Source organism: Alicyclobacillus tolerans, from assembly GCF_900142255.1.
Taxonomy (GTDB): domain Bacteria; phylum Bacillota; class Bacilli; order Alicyclobacillales; family Alicyclobacillaceae; genus Alicyclobacillus_I; species Alicyclobacillus_I tolerans.
The window spans coordinates 91,182-109,025 of record NZ_FRAF01000002.1; the positions used below are offsets into that span (position 1 = coordinate 91,182).

Annotated in this window: 22 protein-coding genes; 18 read left to right on the forward strand and 4 right to left on the reverse strand. The window is 46.0% G+C overall.

Annotation, left to right across the window (positions count from 1 at the left end; all coding sequences use genetic code 11):
• Positions 1-80: 80 nt before the first annotated feature.
• Together BUA75_RS01670 and BUA75_RS16045 are read right to left on the reverse strand one after the other, a co-directional pair.
• Entirely contained in the window at positions 81-1,160 is a 1,080-nt protein-coding gene (locus BUA75_RS01670) for a quinone-dependent dihydroorotate dehydrogenase (protein WP_072872845.1), read from the reverse strand.
• 41 nt (positions 1,161-1,201) lie between these two features.
• Positions 1,202-1,357, reverse strand: coding sequence for a hypothetical protein (locus tag BUA75_RS16045; RefSeq protein ID WP_207549677.1), 156 nt, complete (start codon positions 1,355-1,357; stop codon positions 1,202-1,204).
• Between BUA75_RS16045 and BUA75_RS01675 the strand changes: the two genes are divergently transcribed.
• The 12 genes from BUA75_RS01675 (at position 1,348) to BUA75_RS01730 (ending at position 11,316) form a co-directional block, all read left to right on the forward strand.
• On the forward strand, positions 1,348-1,896 hold the full coding sequence (locus BUA75_RS01675) for a sigma-70 family RNA polymerase sigma factor (RefSeq protein WP_083574004.1): 549 nt from the start codon (positions 1,348-1,350) through the stop codon (positions 1,894-1,896). The two genes, BUA75_RS16045 and BUA75_RS01675, sit on opposite strands and share 10 nt — an antisense overlap.
• Positions 1,886-2,944, forward strand: a complete 1,059-nt coding sequence (locus BUA75_RS01680; RefSeq protein WP_072872846.1) for a hypothetical protein — start codon at positions 1,886-1,888, stop codon at positions 2,942-2,944. The genes BUA75_RS01675 and BUA75_RS01680 overlap by 11 nt, the downstream gene beginning before the upstream one ends.
• Positions 2,945-3,064: 120 nt before the next feature.
• Complete coding sequence (locus BUA75_RS01685) at positions 3,065-3,364, forward strand: hypothetical protein (RefSeq protein ID WP_072872847.1); 300 nt, start codon at positions 3,065-3,067, stop codon at positions 3,362-3,364.
• 99 nt (positions 3,365-3,463) lie between these two features.
• Positions 3,464-4,582, forward strand: coding sequence for an alanine dehydrogenase (gene ald / locus BUA75_RS01690; RefSeq protein ID WP_072872848.1), 1,119 nt, complete (start codon positions 3,464-3,466; stop codon positions 4,580-4,582).
• A gap of 14 nt (positions 4,583-4,596) precedes the next feature.
• On the forward strand, positions 4,597-4,905 hold the full coding sequence (locus BUA75_RS01695) for a metal-sulfur cluster assembly factor (protein ID WP_072872849.1): 309 nt from the start codon (positions 4,597-4,599) through the stop codon (positions 4,903-4,905).
• Between the two features lie 332 nt (positions 4,906-5,237).
• A complete protein-coding gene (gene sufC / locus BUA75_RS01700) occupies positions 5,238-6,023 on the forward strand; it encodes a Fe-S cluster assembly ATPase SufC (RefSeq protein WP_072872850.1) in 786 nt (261 codons plus the stop codon).
• A gap of 12 nt (positions 6,024-6,035) precedes the next feature.
• Complete coding sequence (locus BUA75_RS01705) at positions 6,036-7,316, forward strand: SufB/SufD family protein (protein ID WP_072872851.1); 1,281 nt, start codon at positions 6,036-6,038, stop codon at positions 7,314-7,316.
• On the forward strand, positions 7,316-8,554 hold the full coding sequence (locus BUA75_RS01710) for a cysteine desulfurase (RefSeq protein ID WP_278247823.1): 1,239 nt from the start codon (positions 7,316-7,318) through the stop codon (positions 8,552-8,554). The genes BUA75_RS01705 and BUA75_RS01710 overlap by 1 nt, the downstream gene beginning before the upstream one ends.
• A complete protein-coding gene (gene sufU, locus BUA75_RS01715; protein ID WP_072872852.1) occupies positions 8,541-8,963 on the forward strand; it encodes a Fe-S cluster assembly sulfur transfer protein SufU in 423 nt (140 codons plus the stop codon). The genes BUA75_RS01710 and sufU overlap by 14 nt, the downstream gene beginning before the upstream one ends.
• Positions 8,964-9,016: 53 nt before the next feature.
• Positions 9,017-10,414, forward strand: a complete 1,398-nt coding sequence (gene sufB, locus BUA75_RS01720; RefSeq protein ID WP_072872853.1) for a Fe-S cluster assembly protein SufB — start codon at positions 9,017-9,019, stop codon at positions 10,412-10,414.
• An 80-nt stretch (positions 10,415-10,494) separates the two neighbouring features.
• Complete coding sequence (locus BUA75_RS01725) at positions 10,495-10,803, forward strand: non-heme iron oxygenase ferredoxin subunit (protein WP_072872854.1); 309 nt, start codon at positions 10,495-10,497, stop codon at positions 10,801-10,803.
• Between the two features lie 69 nt (positions 10,804-10,872).
• The gene (locus BUA75_RS01730) at positions 10,873-11,316 is read left to right on the forward strand and encodes an RrF2 family transcriptional regulator (protein WP_072872855.1); all 444 of its coding nucleotides are present in this window, start codon (positions 10,873-10,875) and stop codon (positions 11,314-11,316) included.
• 218 nt (positions 11,317-11,534) lie between these two features.
• Here the strand turns inward: BUA75_RS01730 and BUA75_RS01735 are convergent, their stop codons facing one another.
• The gene (locus BUA75_RS01735; RefSeq protein ID WP_072872919.1) at positions 11,535-11,822 is read right to left on the reverse strand and encodes a hypothetical protein; all 288 of its coding nucleotides are present in this window, start codon (positions 11,820-11,822) and stop codon (positions 11,535-11,537) included.
• Positions 11,823-11,990: 168 nt separating this feature from the next.
• Between BUA75_RS01735 and fadR the strand changes: the two genes are divergently transcribed.
• The 3 genes from fadR to BUA75_RS01750 are packed head-to-tail and all read left to right on the forward strand — an operon-like array spanning position 11,991 to position 14,391.
• A complete protein-coding gene (fadR, locus tag BUA75_RS01740) occupies positions 11,991-12,617 on the forward strand; it encodes a fatty acid metabolism transcriptional regulator FadR (protein WP_072872856.1) in 627 nt (208 codons plus the stop codon).
• A 3-nt stretch (positions 12,618-12,620) separates the two neighbouring features.
• Positions 12,621-13,391 (forward strand): electron transfer flavoprotein subunit beta/FixA family protein, encoded by a 771-nt coding sequence (locus BUA75_RS01745; RefSeq protein ID WP_072872857.1) that lies wholly within the window; start codon positions 12,621-12,623, stop codon positions 13,389-13,391.
• 22 nt (positions 13,392-13,413) lie between these two features.
• A complete protein-coding gene (locus BUA75_RS01750) occupies positions 13,414-14,391 on the forward strand; it encodes an electron transfer flavoprotein subunit alpha/FixB family protein (protein ID WP_072872858.1) in 978 nt (325 codons plus the stop codon).
• 123 nt (positions 14,392-14,514) lie between these two features.
• On the opposite strand, the gene BUA75_RS15810 is transcribed toward BUA75_RS01750, so the two are convergent.
• On the reverse strand, positions 14,515-14,664 hold the full coding sequence (locus tag BUA75_RS15810) for a hypothetical protein (RefSeq protein WP_165611920.1): 150 nt from the start codon (positions 14,662-14,664) through the stop codon (positions 14,515-14,517).
• A 139-nt stretch (positions 14,665-14,803) separates the two neighbouring features.
• Between BUA75_RS15810 and BUA75_RS01755 the strand changes: the two genes are divergently transcribed.
• Genes BUA75_RS01755 through BUA75_RS01765 form a run of 3 tightly spaced genes read left to right on the forward strand, consistent with a single transcriptional unit; the run spans position 14,804 to position 17,703 of the window.
• Positions 14,804-15,136, forward strand: a complete 333-nt coding sequence (locus BUA75_RS01755) for a hypothetical protein (protein WP_072872859.1) — start codon at positions 14,804-14,806, stop codon at positions 15,134-15,136.
• Between the two features lie 25 nt (positions 15,137-15,161).
• Complete coding sequence (locus BUA75_RS01760) at positions 15,162-17,264, forward strand: S9 family peptidase (RefSeq protein WP_072872860.1); 2,103 nt, start codon at positions 15,162-15,164, stop codon at positions 17,262-17,264.
• The gene (locus tag BUA75_RS01765) at positions 17,251-17,703 is read left to right on the forward strand and encodes a hypothetical protein (RefSeq protein WP_207549678.1); all 453 of its coding nucleotides are present in this window, start codon (positions 17,251-17,253) and stop codon (positions 17,701-17,703) included. Before BUA75_RS01760 ends, BUA75_RS01765 begins: the two co-directional genes overlap by 14 nt.
• Positions 17,704-17,844: the final 141 nt, after the last annotated feature.

The window sequence follows — 17,844 nt, forward strand, 5'->3', positions numbered from 1 at the left end:
GTAGAGTATTTGTTCTTCTTTAGTTTAGCGTAATTATGCGGGATTTTCCAAATCTGATTTTGCCACTTCTGCATTTTCCGTTACTTGTACGATTCCGCTTGTCCCACCAAATCAGCAATCCTTTGGACACCTTCACGATCGAGCCGTTCAGCCAATTCCTGTGTCAATACGTCCAATAAAGCAGGCCCGCGATAAATAAAAGCAGAATAAATTTGAACGACACTGGCGCCTAGTTTTATCTTTTCGTATACGTCGTCTGCACTATAGATACCGCCACATCCAATAATTGGCACTTTTCCTTCTGTAACCTTATACAAAGCGGCTATGACTTGGTTCGATCTCGTTTTTAGAGGTTTGCCGCTCAGTCCGCCACTTTCTCGGGCATGGATATGTTTGATTTGATAACGTTCAAGGGTAGTATTGGTGGCAATCCAGCCTTCACATCCCGCTTCAAGAAGTTTGCTGGCTAGTGGAACCAGACTTTCATCCGGCAAATCGGGTGACAGCTTGACAAAGACGGGCGGTTGATAGGAGCGGTGAGAGGTTTGACGATTGCGTTCGGCAATCACTTGTTCGACAATACGGCAGGCTTCTTGTTCGTTTTGTAAGTCGCGTAGTCCAGGAGTATTGGGAGAAGAGACGTTAATGACCAAATAATCAGCTACACCCGCCAATATTTCCGTACAGGCTACATAGTCGTCAACAGCTTGAGCATTGGGGGTGATTTTATTTTTTCCAATATTCGCCCCAACAGGAATGGTGAGATGGCTTTCTTGCAGACGTTTTTTGAGTGCATGGGCACCAGCGTTGTTAAATCCCATACGATTCACCAGCGCTTCTTCTTCAACAATTCGAAATAAACGAGGTTTCGGGTTACCGGGTTGCGGCCGCAGAGTGACGGTGCCCACTTCAAGCATGGAAAAACCACAAGCTTCAAGGCCAGTGAGTGCAATACCGTCTTTATCCAGACCCGCGGCAAGTCCAATCGGATGTTTAAGATCCATATGATAAAGTTGTGTGGCTAAATTTGGGGCGGGCTGTTGGGCTTTAGGACGCAGCCATTTCCCCATATTTGGCGCTGTTTTCAGCATGGAGAGCGTGGTGTGGTGAGCTGTCTCAGCGTCGGTGCTAAAAAGCAGTTTTCGCAAAACCGAATACATCGAATGGATTCTCCTCTGCACCTTGATGCGTTTTTATCTAGTCAAAGTTTAGCATCCTTTACGCTGACACCCCAACAAGGTAGACTAAGAAACGGATCGGCCGATGTTAAATAATGGTTTGTAACATGGTAGTCGATGGTGCCGTCAAAAAGGAGAGGACGGCTGGAAGGATTGGTGAAAACCATCAGTGAACTCACAGCGAGAGCAGTGGCTTCAAGAAGAAAAATTAGCCGCCCTCAAAGACTGGATGAAGTTATATGGACAGGATGTTATTCAATACGCATACTCCTATGTCAAAGATTATCATCAAGCAGAAGATATCGCTCAGGATGTCTTTCTAAAGGCTTTGACACAGTATGATACATTCAGGCAGGAAAGCTCGCCAAAAACTTGGCTCATGGCTATCACAGCCAATCGATGCAAAGACTATATCAGGTCTTGGAAAGTCAAGCACGAAGAAATCAACGAACAGCCTATTCAAACGTTCAGTACATCTGAAAATGTAGAGCGTGAAGTGATAGAACGGTTGGAGAAGGATGAAATTTGGCAGATGATTCAACGTATCCCTCTAAAATATCGAGAGGTTCTAGTTCTGTTTTATCAGCAGGAACGAAGCGGTCAAGAGATTGCACAAATCTTGCAGATTTCCGAAGCCTCTGTTCGAACGCGTTTGCATCGAGCGAGGTCGTTCATCAAAACCGAGTTGGAGAAAGGAGGTTTCACAGATGCAACATGAGGACGATGATATGGAGCAGAAAATTCGCCAAACGCTTCAGAAAGCAGGTAAAGTCCCGTTTCGTGAACAATTGCAACAGCGCATTCTAGAAGAGGCTGAGCGACAATTGGTCAACGTTCCTGGTTTGGGGGTAAAAAAACGGCGCTGGTTTCGGCTTTTGCCCAATTTGACTGCTGCAGCGGCAGTATTTTGCGTGATCGCTGTAGGGGCTTGGCTCTATACACAAAAAAAGCCGCAGGCTGGACCAATTGCTCCTTCGGGTGCTTTTAGTTCGGCTTCGCAAGGTAGTCTAGCTTCTACATCCACATCCTCCTTATCTAAGGATGCCTATTTGCTCTATCCGGCACCGATAACTGTTCAACATATTCGATTTGGTCAGCTTCCTGGTTGGCCTGCTGGTTCTGTGGTCTTTACGCAGTTGACCAATGAGTCGAATCGGATCATAAAAAAATCTGAAATATTTGGCATTCTTAGTTTTTCTGGAAAATCCGTCCAATCACGAGACAATTTTTTAAGTTTTGTCAATGGCCCTAAAGAAATAGCGCCTCATGCCACAGTTACCTGGTCGTTTCATCCGGTGGGTGCACCGGTTAATGCTGCAGGTGCGCTGTCGGAGCAAGCCCAACTTGCGTTTTATTGGTCGAATGCTTCCGATATTCCATCCAACCTCCATGATTCGCCGCTGGTTTGGCGTCAGTCATCTATTCTCTTGAGCAACATCAGTGTCTTAAATGGTCCAACTTTAGCGCGGGGGCAAGCCATCACGGTGGATGCCCAGTTTACCAATCCAACCAAGCAGACGATTGTAACTCATAATTTACTTGCCGTTGTTTGGTTCTCTAACATGCCCAACCAAGGATTTACTGAATATGGAACTGCACGCTTTCTGGAACATCTGCCTTCGTCGATTCCCAACAAATTAGCGCCAGGAGCCTCCTTTGATGTGCAATTTCATGTCATCGGTGGAGAGAACACAGATTATTTCAGTATGACACCGCATGTTCAACTTGTGGAATTGCCTACTCAAGTCCCAACACCTTCTCCTTGAACGATCTCGACCTTTTCAATCTCGGCCTGTGCAATGGAATGATGGTAAAGTTGCTCTTGCTTTCAATAGCGGAATAGAGGAGCATAGATGTGAGATAATGGACGAAGAAGGTATTTGAGCATGACAACAAGATTTAGCATGGCTGAACTGGCAGAAATGCTTCATGAAAACATCGAGCACGTACGGATAGCTGTGGATTCACTTGCTGCAGCAGGCCAACTGACAGGGGAATCTTTTCAATTTGGTCATCGCAATTGGCGAATTGCTCCAAGTGATGTGAAAAATATTGCACACTGGTTGGTGGAAAACAGAGAACACTTGAGTCAACATTCATTAGCCGAAAAACAGTCAGGTCGCGGACAGAGAAGAGTTGTCAGGAAAGTCATTTCTGCTCCGAACAAGAGCCATCAAAAGGACTGAATTCTTGCTTATTTTATCAGCAATTGCGTTTCTGGGGTGGTCTGATTTACACTGATGGCGCCGCCTGAGGATTGGCAAATAGCGAGGAGGTTGGAAAAGGTGATAGTGGGGGTTCCGAAAGAGATTAAAAATAATGAGAATCGTGTGGCTATTACGCCGGCAGGTGTTCACGCGTTGAAGTTAGATGGTCATACGGTCTTGGTGGAAGCTGGGGCAGGATTGGGCAGTGGCTTCACGGACAGTGTCTATGAAGAAGCCGGTGCGAAAATTGTGCCATCAGCTGCAGATGTTTGGGGACAAGCTGGGATGGTCATGAAAGTCAAAGAACCGCTTCCGGAAGAGTTTGGATATTTTCGTCAAGACTTGACCTTGTTTACATACTTGCATCTGGCTCCAGAACCTGAACTGACGAAGGCGTTGATGGATAGCGGTTGTACGGCGATAGCCTATGAAACGGTGCAATTGCCCGATAGGAGTTTGCCGTTGCTCTCGCCCATGAGTGAAGTGGCTGGTCGCATGTCGATTCAAATTGGAGCGCATTTTCTGGAGAAAGCACATGGTGGACGTGGTGAATTACTTGGTGGTGTTCCCGGCGTGCCGCCTTCTCGAGTGGTCATTGTGGGAGGAGGTATAGTGGGGACAAACGCGGCGCGTATGGCCATGGGCTTGGGTGCTTCTGTAACCATACTGGATACGAACCTTTCGCGTTTGCGCTACCTTGACGATGTCTTTCAGGGACGTATACGTACCATCATGTCCAATGCCTACAATTTGCGTCAGGAGATTGAAGGTGCTGATTTGTTGGTGGGTGCAGTCCTGATACCAGGGTCCCGTGCTCCTAAACTGGTAACCGCTGAAATGGTGCAGGGTATGAATCCTGGTGGCGTGATTGTCGATGTGGCCATTGATCAGGGTGGGAGTATTGAAACTATTGATCGAATCACCACTCATGACCAACCTGTATTTGAAAAATATGGCGTGTTGCATTACTCTGTTGCCAATATGCCAGGAGCTGTGCCACGTACCTCTACGCTTGCATTGACCAACGTCACCATCCCTTATGCGTTACAACTTGCGAATTTGGGAGCGGAAAAAGCGGTTGCTGCAAATGAGGCACTGGCCAAAGGTGTCAATGTATACCGTGGGCATGTAACCTATCAGGCGGTAGCTGATTCATTAGGATTGCCGTATACTCCGTTGTCCAATCTTGTCTCCTGAGAGGAGGGGTTTTTATGGTTACGGAGGAAGTCGTTCGCAATATGTTGATGGATGTGCTCGATCCGGAAATACAGATTGACATTGTCAACCTGGGCATGGTCTACGGGATCGATATACTCGAAGAAGGCCGCAAAATTAAAGTAACCATGACATTGACGGCTATGGGTTGCCCGGCCTACGACGATTTAAAGCAACAAATTGAGGACACGTTGCTTTCTTTGGAAGGTGTGCAAGAAGTCGAAGTAGAATTGACGTTTGATCCGCCTTGGGATAAAGAAATGATGTCTGAGGAAGCGAAGCTGGTTTTTAAATATTTGTTTTAAAGGCTTTCACACAACTATCTGTTGTGGGTGGATTCCCAGTATGTTTGCCTGGATTCTTGGAGAAGGTTAAGACAGTGCGAAACTTTACTACACTGTCTTTGCCTTCTTTATTTGTAGACATTTTGTAGACAAAAGGGTATGCGAAGTTAATTCAAGGTACATGTATGCGCAGTTACCCTTGATTTTCATCAGCAATATGGTACATTGAGAATGAAACATGACTCAAACAGTCAACTTTAAGACATTATGCCAATGGATGTATGAAGCCATGAATGGTGTTAAACGGCTCTCATCAAAATGATGAGGGTCGCTTGAGTGAGGAGGATATGGTGATGTCTGTTCCACAGTTGGTCATTGAAGGATTACACGTCACGGTTGAAGGCAAGGAGATTGTCAAAGGATTGGATTTGACAGTTGGAGGCGGAGAGATTCATGCCATTATGGGTCCGAATGGCACGGGTAAAAGTACACTCGCTTCCGCTTTGATGGGACATCCCAAATACGAGGTCACAGGTGGGCGTGTCACTCTGGATGGCCAAGATTTACTCAGTATGTCCGTGGATGAACGGGCTCGTGCCGGACTCTTTTTGGCCATGCAATATCCTGCTGAGGTCCCAGGTGTATCTAATGCCAATTTTATTCGCCAATCCTTAAATGCTCGTGCCGGCGAGGGAAACGAAATTCCAGTGTTAAAGTTCCACCGTCAATTACAGGAAAAAATGAAGAAATTGAATATAGACGCAAGCTTTGCAGAGCGCTATTTGAACGAAGGGTTCTCAGGCGGAGAAAAAAAGAGAAACGAAATTTTGCAAATGAGCATGCTCGAACCACGGATCGCTATTTTGGATGAAATCGATTCTGGCTTGGATATTGATGCGTTGAAGATTGTTGCGGAAGGCGTAAATAATTTGAAATCTCCGCAAACAGGTTTTCTCATCATTACACACTACCAACGTCTGTTGAATTATATTGTGCCCGATCGCGTTCATGTCATGATGCAAGGCAGGATTGTGAAATCGGGTGGCCGGGAACTTGCCGAATATCTTGAGGCGCACGGGTATGATGAACTCAAGGCTGAACTGGGCATTGAAGACGAATCTGTCCAGGCTGGCGTGTAAGGAGGGTCTGTTGTGACAGAGAAAAATGTCGTCAGCGCCTCTGTAGGGCGTGCGCTCAGTCATCAGTTGCAGGAAGCAGATTGGCTAGCAGATTGGCGTGAGTCTGCATGGACTTCTTTTCAAACATTAGAAAAACCTTGGTTAGAGAAAACGGATTTGAAGCGCTGTCAGTTTGAAGTTGTAGAAAAAAGTCCTTCTACTGGGAGTCACTTGGAAGCGAGAAAACTGTTTGAGTCTGTAACAGGATCGGCTGTTTTGATTTTAGGGAATCGAATTGAAGCGATTCGCCTGACAGAAGAAGATAAGAAAAATGGCGTCGTCCTCATGAGTTTGCATGAGGCAAGCCATACACATCGTCATTTGCTTGAAAAATATCTGGGAAGTGTAGTTCCTTCTTCACATTCCAAGTGGGCGGCTTTGAATGCGGCTGCATTTCAGGCTGGTGTGCTGCTCTATATTCCACGTCATGTAGAAGTGTCTTCAGACATTCTCATCATTCGCTCGGAAGAAGAAGCTCTAGAGAGTGCCTATCCTCGTACATTGGTCATTGCAGACACAGGTGCTAAGGCTCGTGTGGCAGAGATGCAATTTGCGAAGCCTGCGGCTACTTCTGCTGCTGCCACGTCGGATGTGTGGGAAGTGGTGGCTGAGAATGACGCGCGTTTAGAGATTGGCTTGATCGATGAAATTCTTGCAGGACCGTATCGGTTTTATACACGCCGTGCTAAGTTGGGCAAAGATGCAGAAGTTAACTGGTATGCAGCGAGCACGGGTGACGGTTTGGCTGTGTCCGATATAGAGAGTTTGCTGGATGGCAATGGGTCACGTTCCAACACGCGTGTATTAGGTACTGCGGTGGGGCGTATGCACCATGATTTAACCGCTAAAATGACACATGCCGGACGATATTCGGAGAGTGACATTGTCATGCATGGAGTATTGCGGCAAAAAGCCAATGCGGTATTTCGTTCTTGCACAGAAATTGTTAAAGGTGCTGTGGAAGCGGGTAGTGAGCAGCATGACCGGATGATTCTGGTTGATTCTACGGCACGCGCCGATGCCATTCCCATGCTTCTGATTGATGAGAATGATGTAAAGCGTTGCGGCCATGCGGCCAGTGTTGGGAAAATCGATCCCAATCAGATCTATTATCTCATGTCACGGGGAATTTCAGAAAAATTAGCAACACGCATGATTATCTGGGGATATTTTGAAGAGACGATTCTCAGTTTGCCTGTAGAAGAGGCAGTGCGTGAAGCGTTTGTAGCGCGTTTGGAAAAGGAGTTGGATTGATGATGTTCAATCCCACACAACTGCGCAAAGATTTTCCCATTTTAGATCAAAGCATCAATGGACACCCACTCGTATATTTGGATAGTGCGGCGACATCCCAAAAGCCACAATCTGTGTTACACGTGTTGCGCCGTTACTACGAGATGGACAATGCTAACGTTCATCGAGGTGTACACACGCTGGGTAGTCGTGCAACGGAAGCCTATGAGCGGGCTCGAGAAAAAGTGGCCGATTTTATTCAAGCGGATCGTCCAGAGGAAATCATCTTTACGCGAGGGACTACAGAGTCCATTAATATGGTAGCATACGGTTGGGCACGTTTGCGTTTACAGCAAGGTGATGAGATAGTGCTGACGCCTGCTGAGCATCATAGCAATTTGGTGCCCTGGCAGCAAGTGGCACGAGTAACGGGGGCAAAGCTGGTTTACCTAACACTTTTGCCAGATGGAAATTTGGATTTGGATGAAGTGCGCAGCAAATTGAGCGATCGCACAAAAATAGTCGCTATTCAGCACGTTTCCAACGTTTTGGGGACGATTCACCCCATTAAAGAAATTGGCGCTATGGCCCACCAGGTGGGAGCGCTAATGGTTGTAGACGGCGCGCAAAGTGTACCGCATATGCCCGTGGATGTTCAGGATTTGGATTGCGATTTTCTCGCTTTTTCCGGTCATAAAATGTGTGGCCCTACAGGTATCGGTGTGTTATATGGCAAAAAGGAATGGCTCGACGAGATGGAGCCAACGTATTTTGGCGGAGAAATGATTGACTTGGTGGAGTTGGAACAATCCACTTGGAAGGAAACTCCTTGGAAGTTTGAAGGTGGAACTCCTATCATTGCTGGTGCGGTAGGTCTGGGAGCTGCTATTGATTATTTGCAACAGGTGGGCATGGAGGACATTCATCAACACGACAGTCAACTCGCCCAATACGCTATGGAGCAATTGTCGAAAATGGAAGGGCTTGAGATTTACGGACCAGCACCAGGTTCACAGCGTGCCGGTTTGGTGACCTTCAATTTGAAGGGTGTGCATCCGCATGATGTTTCCACAGTGCTTGATTCAGAGGGCATTGCCATTCGCGCTGGTCACCATTGTGCTCAACCCTTAATGAGATGGCTTCATCAAGCGGCCACGGCGCGGGCGAGTTTTTATCTTTACAATACAAAAGCCGATATTGATGCACTGGTGTCTGGTTTGGAATCGGCAAAGGAGTTCTTCGCTCATGCAATTGGATGAATTGTACCGTCAAGTGATTATGGATCATTACCAGCATCCGCGCAATCAAGGCAAGTTGGAAGAAGCGGCAGTCAGTGTGGAACTGCGCAATCCTTCTTGTGGCGATGAAATTCGTCTGCAACTACTTTTGCAAGACGGTAAGGTTGAGGATGTGCGGTTTGAAGGTAGCGGCTGTTCCATTTCTATGGCGTCAGCATCCATGATGACGGAAGCCATCAAGGGGCAATCAGTCGATAAAGCTCTTGAATTGGCTCATCAATTTCGTGCCATGATGCGCGGTGAAGAAGTTGATGCGGAAGCATTGGGAGATTTGGAAGCTTTACAAGGAGTGTCAAAATTTCCAGCTCGAATTAAATGTGCGACGTTAGCTTGGCAAGCGTTGGACAATGCGGCTAAGACAAATTCATAAGCAGAATGGTTAGGTTGGATTCATTGAATTCACATGAATGGGAGGTCTACGAGATGGCTAAACCATTGCCGGATATGGAAGAGTATCAATATGGTTTTCGCGATCGCGATATATCGGTTGTCAAATTTGAAAAGGGCTTGACACGTAAGACAGTTGAAGAGATTTCCATGATGAAGAATGAGCCGGGTTGGATGACTGATTTTCGTCTCCGTTCTTTGGATATTTTCTTTGAAAAGTCGATGCCGCGATGGGGCGGTAATTTGTCCGAGCTCGATTTTGATGATATTACCTATTATGTCAAGCCTTCTGAACGAAAAGGGAAGACATGGGAAGAAGTTCCAGAAGAAATTAAGAATACGTTTGACCGCTTGGGAATTCCAGAAGCTGAGCAGAAGTTTTTGGCAGGTGTATCAGCCCAGTACGAATCGGAAGTTGTTTATCACTCCATGCGAAAAGATTTAGAAGAAATGGGTGTTCTCTTCACCGACACCGATACGGCGTTGCGTGAGCATCCAGAGATTTTTAAAGAGTATTTTGGCACGGTCGTGCCTCCGGAAGACAATAAATTTGCAGCGCTCAATTCTGCTGTGTGGAGTGGCGGAAGTTTTATCTATGTTCCCAAAGGTGTGCGTTGTGAAGTTCCATTGCAGGCATATTTCCGAATCAATTCAGAAAATATGGGGCAATTCGAGCGCACGCTGATTATTGCCGATGAAGATTCCTTTGTGCATTATGTGGAAGGTTGTACTGCCCCTGTATACAGCACCAATTCGTTGCACAGTGCCGTGGTTGAAATTATTGTCAAGGATAGGGGCCGTTGCCGCTATACGACAATTCAAAACTGGGCGCCCAATATTTATAATTTGGTAACCAAACGTGCAGTGGCTTATCGTGATGCAACGATGGAATGGGTGGATGGCAACATTGGCTCCAAATTGACCATGAAATACCCGTCTGTATATATGATGGGCGAGGGTGCTAAAGCGATGGTACTCTCCATTGCTGTTGGTGGACGTGGACAGCATCAAGATGCTGGCGCCAAAGTGGTGCATAACGCCCCTAACACAACGTCGACCATCGTCTCTAAATCCATTTCCAAACATGGTGGCAAAACGACCTATCGGGGCTTAGCATCATTTGCGCCAAACGCTGTAGGGAGCAAAGCGAATATCAAGTGTGACACACTGATTATGGATGATGACTCTACGTCGGATACCATTCCATACAATGAAATTATGAATGACGATGTCACTTTGGAACATGAAGCATCTGTATCCAAGGTTTCTGAGGAACAGCTATTTTATCTCATGAGTCGAGGCATTTCTGAGGAAGATGCAACGCGGATGATTGTCATGGGCTTTATTGAGCCGTTTACTCGTGAGTTGCCTATGGAGTATGCAGTTGAGATGAATCGACTGATCAAATTTGAGATGGAAGGTTCGATTGGTTAATACGGCCTGTATCTGCAGACTTGCCAAGATATCTTGGCAAGTCGTGCTTTACAGTCGTTTTTAGCAGGAGGAATGGAGATTTGGGTTGGGTCAAAATCGCTCAATTATCTGAGATCCCGGTTGGACAAATGCTTCATGTAGAAGTTGGCATGGAGGATATTGGTTTGTTTCATACGGAAGACGGTTTGTTTGCTACCTCGGATGTTTGCACACATGCGGCACAACAGTTGACGAATGGTCGGTTGGAAGGAAACATTGTCTCTTGTCCCAAGCATGGTGGTAAGTTTGATGTACGAACAGGTGAAGCAACAGCGTTTCCCTGCTATATTCCACTGCAAACTTATCAGACAGAAGTACGCGGCGAGGAAGTATGGATTCACTTGGATTGACAGCCAGAAAGCAGTCAGGATTTTCACTGAGAAGCAAATGAGAACCTGCACAAAGCGAGGGGATGAACAATGAAGGTATCGAAGCGAACGGAGTATGGTTTGCGCGCTATGGTGGCGATTGCCGAGCGAGCGGGGACGCAGACTCCCGTAGCGTTGCCTACAGTTGCTCTCGAAGAAGGCATCCCAGAGCAATTTTTAGATCAGATTGTTTCCCAATTGCGCAAAGCTGGTTTTCTACGGAGTGTTCGAGGTGTCAATGGAGGCTTTATGTTGAGTCGTCCGGCATCAGAAATTTCTGTTGGCAGTTTGATGCGTTTTCTGGAAGGCTCTCTTTCACCTATGGCTTGCGTAAGTGAGGACAATTTGAGTCCTGAACTGCTTTGTGATCGCGTTTCTACTTGTCATACACGCTCTGTTTGGCTGCGTGTGATGGAAGCTCTGATAGCTGCTCTTGATAATTTAACGCTTGCCGACGTTCTCTCTGACAAACCTATTTCGCTGCCTGCCATCTGATTCGAATCTTCATGCGTCATTCCATTCTCTTTGTCAGGTACAGTAAAGTATTGCAGTATGCGGATATCAACTTCCAGTTGTTTTGAAAAGAAAGAAGCCAAAAAAGAGCCTCCAAATCCACGGATAGTGTGGAGATGGAGGCTTTTTCATGGTAAAGGAAGTGACAACTGGAGAGTTAAAATAAAAATAGTGTTTTGAAAAGTGGATGATTCCTCTTTTTAAGGTTGCTGTTGAAATCCTAAGTCCATCTTCGGCAACTGTTGAATTTTATCGAGTGCAGCATCACGTTCTCGACAAGCGGACAAATAGTCCAAAAAAAGCATTTTAATATCTGGATGTTTGTTAAGAATGGCCGGATCGACCTGAAGATGGTGCTCTTCCCGGTCGTAAGAAATATGAAGATTGGGATTGTAGCCGTAATCCCGCAACGCGCCAAGCAGTCGGTTCAAATTGTCATTAACTTGGATATGCGCTTTGGTCCACTCTTCAGAAGAGTGTGTCGGCATCATATGGTTTACCTTCCCTTCATGTACCGTTCAGTGTTCTTCTCTAGTATACAGGAAACTTGCCTTTCAGGCATCTTGAAAGCAGATAGGACAGTTGACAGCTTATTCATCGAGGTGTACTCTACAAATAGTGAATGACTGTTCATTCATTAGAGGAGGGGAGGGGCCATCGCTAAGGAACGTGATGATGCCAAGCACAGTGCTATCCTGCGAGCCGCGATTGCTGTCATGTCTAAGTATGGGTACCATGGCGCGCAGATTTCTCGCATCGCTAGGGAGGCTGGCGTGGCAGACGGCACAGTATATCTGTATTTCAAAAACAAAGAGGATATTCTAGTGTCCATTTTGCGTACAGCGATTGGTCAGATTGTCGAAGAGTGCGAGCAAAAGCTGCCTCTGAAATCCCATGTGGATGACAAGTTGTCCACGCTGATTCATCTCTATTTCAGTCATCTCGGAGCCAATCCGGCGCTTGCCATGGTTACACAGGTATATCTGCGCCAAGTTGATGCAGATATTCGCAGGCAGGTAGGAGATATCGTTAAGCCTTTTTACAATCTTGTGGATGGACTGATTGAAGAAGGCAAGCAACAAGGTGTGTTTCGTCCGGCTCTCAATCATAGAATTGCACGTCGGATGATTTTTGGAACCATGGATGAAACTGTAACAGCTTGGGTTTTGACTGGAAGTAAATATGCGCTTGCAGATTTATCAAACGATGTGGTTGACGTACTCTTGCATGGCTTGCATCAAAATTGCGAGCAAAAGAAAATAACGTCCACAGGAGGAGAATAAACGTTGAAAATTCTGGTCTTGGTTAAACAAACCTTCGATACGGAAGAAAAAATTCGTCTTCAAGATGGGCAAGTTCAAGAAGATGGTGTCCGTTTTGTCATTAATCCTTATGATGAATATGCGATTGAAGAAGCTATCCGTATCAAAGAAGCTGGTGACGCCGAAGTGGTGGTAGTTTCTGTAGGCCCGTCACGCAGTGAAGAGGCCCTGCGTACAGCATTGGCGATGGGTGCAGATGAAGCCATACTGGCAGACGATTCTGAGCTGTTTGGTGATGAATATTCCGCTGCGAAAGTTCTCGCGGCGATAGCTCGTAAAGATCAATATGATCTGATTATTGCCGGCAACCAAGCCGTTGATGACGGTTCGGGTCAAGTAGCAGTGCGATTGGCTGAAGAACTTGGCATTCCGCATATCTCTACGCTGACCAAGCTTGAAGTGAACGGCAATGAAGTCATTGGTCATCGTGACGCAGAAGGTGATGAAGAAATTGTCAAGGCTACTCTGCCAGTTCTCGTCACAGCTCAACAGGGCTTAAACGATCCACGATATCCTTCTCTGATAGGTATTCGCAAAGCTGGGAAAAAACCGCTTACGCACGTGACTTTGGCAGATCTCGGTTTAACTGCCGAGGAAATTGCCAGAAAAAGCGAAGTGGTTGAAACTTTCCTGCCACAGCCTAAAACCGCTGGCAAGATTCTATCTGGAGATTTATCCCAACAAGTGAGTGAACTAGTAACAGCATTGCATTCTGTAGAAAAAGTGATTGGTTAAATTTCTGAAGGAGGATACTGGAATGAGTCGAAAAGCACTGGTTGTTGCTGATGTACGTCATGGAAAATTGCGCAATGTGACATTGGAAATGCTCGGAGCAGCAACAAAAGCTGCCGAAGGTGGGGAAGTGGCTGTAGCTCTCTTGGGGCATCAAGTGAGTTCTTTGGCAGAAGGACTTGGCAAGGCAGGTGCCGATCGCGTTTATGTGGTTGATGCGCCAGAACTTGAGAAATATACACCTGGCGCATATCGTAAGGCTTTGATGGAAATTTATCGAGTTTTCTCTCCTGAACTTATCTTATTGGCCCATTCAGCCATAGGTAAGGATTTGGCTCCCGTAATCAGTCAACGTCTGGGTGTGGGACAGGTTTCAGATGCGATTGCTGTCGAGTTGACCAACGGCCAATTACAGTTTACTCGTCCCATTTATGCTGGCAAAGCATTTACAAAAGTTGTTGTTAAGAGTAACCCTGTTGTCGCTACTATTCGTCCCAACAATCTTGCTCCGCTTGCAGAAGATGCAGGTAAAGCGGGAACCGTGGAAGCTCTCTCTGTGTCTTTTGAACAACAGGATTTGGCAACCTTAGTTCAAGAGATTATTCAAAAGGCATCGACTGGTGTGGATTTGACGGAAGCGAAAATTATTGTCTCCGGTGGCCGAGGAGTGAAAAGTGAAGAAGGTTTTGCTCCTTTACGTGAACTGGCTGAGGTGCTTGGAGCGGCAGTTGGCGCATCTCGTGGTGCTTGCGATGCAGGCTATTGCGATTACTCTATGCAAATTGGTCAAACAGGTAAGGTAGTCACACCCGATCTTTATATCGCCTGTGGTATTTCAGGTGCGATTCAACATTTGGCCGGTATGTCATCGTCGAAAGTGATTGTGGCAATCAATAAAGACCCTGAAGCGCCCATCTTCCAAGTGGCCGACTACGGCATTGTGGGTGATTTGTTTGAAGTAGTGCCCTTGATGACGGCAGAGGTTAAAAAATTGTTGGCATAACGCTCACTCAGTAGATGGTTTACCGTACCCAATAAAATCAGGGCTGTTCCATAAGAGTTAGTTTTACTTTGGAACAGCCCTGACCTGTTTTGAGATTTTTCTCGTTACCTCTGTCCAATCTTTTTAAGGAGCGGACGACACTTGGTTGGCTACCGATTGAACTGAGAGGTAACCATTGCTTGCGTTATATGGAAACGCAGGCTGAGGACGGAAAGTATAATAACCCACAACAATAATGGCGATGACAAACAGAATTTCAAAAAATCTACGCACCAGTGCCCCCCCTTTCATCTCTACAAATCACGTATGTCCTTTTCTACAACAAATCTATTTTAACATGTTAAGATGGTGCTATGCATCTATCAATGAAGTGTCATGAAATGATGATATCGGCTAAGAAAGGCGGCAACTCATGGCTAAGTTTGATCCGCTCGATTGGACTCATCAATGGGATGATTTTGAAATGTATATGTATCTCGACAATGTAGGGGATGGAGAGGAAAAACCAGGCATACGCATGCAGGTATCACGTCGTTGTCTGGAAGATGGTGCAGAGCAGTGGGAGCTTTTGTATGATCGAAAAATTGCTGATTGGCCAGCAGGAATCTTAATCGGTGAAGTGAACAATTCATTGGAAGAACAGGTGCTGCGCGAATATTTGGATAGTCATCCATCATTAGTAGAAGATGAGAAGCGATTTTTAGCTGCATTTCTTCAGGATGAAGGCAGTCTGGATGTGAACTAGCTTAGCGCAGAGAGAGGGGTTTGGGATGGTGGAACATACGCGTGTTGAGATTTCCGATCTGTTTCGCTTGCAGGTTGTTAAACGGCCTATATTTTCACCGCAAATGAATTGGATTGTCTTTGAGCAAACTCGGCCTGATGTGGACAAGGATGAGAATATAACTCATCTTTACGCATATCATCGTTCAACCCATACCATCAAGCAGTGGACCCAATTAGGACGGTCTAATTCTCGAGCTGTTTTTGCCCCTGATGAGAGCAAGTTATATTTCCTCTCTGATCGAAACGGATCGACACAAGTATGGTGCATGCCACTCAATGGGGGAGAATCTTATCGGATGACTCGTTTTTTACGAGGCATTTCCGATATTCAGTTAGATGCGCAAGGTGAATGGATGTATGGATTGGTGGATGTACCGGAAGGCGGGGAAATAGAAATTTGGCCAGAAGAGTTGAAGGATACAGAAGTAAAAGACTGGATTCTGGAACAACAAAAATCTTGGTCGGCACATAGTAAGCGTTTTCGTAGATTGTACTATAAAGCGGATGGCAGAGGCATTTTATCTCCTGTATTTCGTCAACTCGTTCGGATTCATCTGCAGAGCTCAACCGTGGAAGTTATGACTGAAGGTTCATATGACGTTTCTTCTTATGCCCTTTCCTTGAAAAACAATGCCGTCTATCTTGCATCCAATCGCCGTTCTGATGCAGAAATAAGTCTTTGGCGCGATCTATATGAACTTTCTTTATCTGAACGGAAATTGACGCTGCTCAGCCAGGAATGGGATGTTCATAGTCTTTCCGTATCACCAGATGAAACTGCACTGGCCGTACTTGCTCATGGCAAAGAATACGGCAATGCAACTTTTGAACGGCTTTATCGTTTTGATCTGAAAACTCGTCAGTGGACGAGTTTAATGCAAAATTGGCAAGAAGCTACAGGCAATCACAACATGAGTGATCTCCGTGCGGGAGTTAGTCTTCCGCCGCCGCTATGGTCGGAGGATGGGCGTTGGGTATATCTGCTCGTCACTCGCCAAGCTATGACAGAGTTGGTGCGGGTGGATGCCCAAACCGGCGAATTGCAACGCATGGTAGGTGGACGGCGAGATCTTTACGGTTTTGATGTCAAGGCAGGCCGTGCTGTCTATGTTTATACTGACGTGAAAACACCGTGTTATTTGGCAGAATGCCAACTGGGTCAGGGACTGCCAGCTTGGCCAGTGCGTCAGGAAACGGACAGTATGGACGAAGGGGAAACCAACAGTTTTCCGAATGACGAACAACAGGTTTATTATCCGAATGCTTGGGCAACTTCGATGAATTGGGTAGATGTGCAACCGTTTTGGTATAGTGCTGCGGATGGTTGGCGTTTGCAAGGATTTGTCATGTTACCTCATCATTCTGACAAAATGGTGGATGGCAAAGTGCCAGTTATACTAGAAGTTCACGGTGGCCCACAGGCAGCATATAGCTATTCTTTTTTTCATGAATTTCAATATCTCGTAAGTCAGGGTTACGCTCTTGTTTTTGTCAATCCTCGCGGCAGTGTGGGGTACGGGCAAAAATTTGCTGATGCTGTCCAGGGCGATTACGGTGGTCAAGATATGCAGGATATTCTTGCCGGCCTTGAAATGGCTTTGCGACAACATGATGTGCTTGACGACAAGCGAATTGCGATTACAGGTGGCAGTTACGGTGGTTTCATGACCAACTGGATGATAGCTCATGATCATCGTTTTTTTGCAGCCGTGTCGCAACGCTCCATTAGCAATTTTGTTTCCTTTTACGGCGTAAGCGATATTGGACCTTTTTTCACTGAATCGGAATTAAAAGGTGACGTTACGGACAATGTGGAGACACTCTGGCGGCAATCTCCACTCGCTTATGCAGCACAGGTTCGCACGCCTCTGCTCTTGATTCATTCGGAACTAGATATGCGCTGTCCGATTGAACAGGCTGAGCAGTTTTATACGATTTTGAAAAGATTAGGGCGTGAAGTGGAACTGTTGCGCATACCTGAAGCCAACCATGATTTGTCTCGTAGCGGTAAACCTTCGTTAAGAAAAGAAAGATTAGAAGCGATTTTAGAATTTATCGACAGGCACTTGCCTGTTGTGGCAGAATAATGTTAATTGCGTACATGAAGGTGAGCCAATGGCGAAAAGAAACAAGTTGAAGTCTGCTTCTACAGTAAACCATCGTGATGAATGGAAACCTGACTACGCCATGGATAAAATGGAGCCGGTAGCAAAACCTAAAAAAAACGTTATACCGGAAGAAAACGCACGTTTGGAAGAGTTTCTTTCAGCAGCAGTGGCGGAGAAACTGTCCGCTCTAAAAAGGACTGAGAAGCCAGATGAAGATACTGCGCTTCGTATAAGTGACAAGTCGAAGAAAGAGAAGCAGATTCAGACTCGTTCTGCTAAAGAGAAATTAGAAGAAAATCCAGATGCCACTTTCGCGGAGTTGTTTGATCCGGCAGAGGACGATCATCAGTCTTTTGAAGAGTTGCTCAAAGACTCTGCTTTAGACTGGAGGCATTTTAAACAGGGTGGCGAATCATGAGCAAGTATAGTTTTCATAAAATAAGTTTCCTGCCAATATCACCACAACCTTGCAAGCTATGCAAGATTTTCGAAAAACCACGATGTTCATTCTGGGGCGGCCCTCTGGGTCGTCCCTTTCTTATGCTAAAGCAACAGAGTA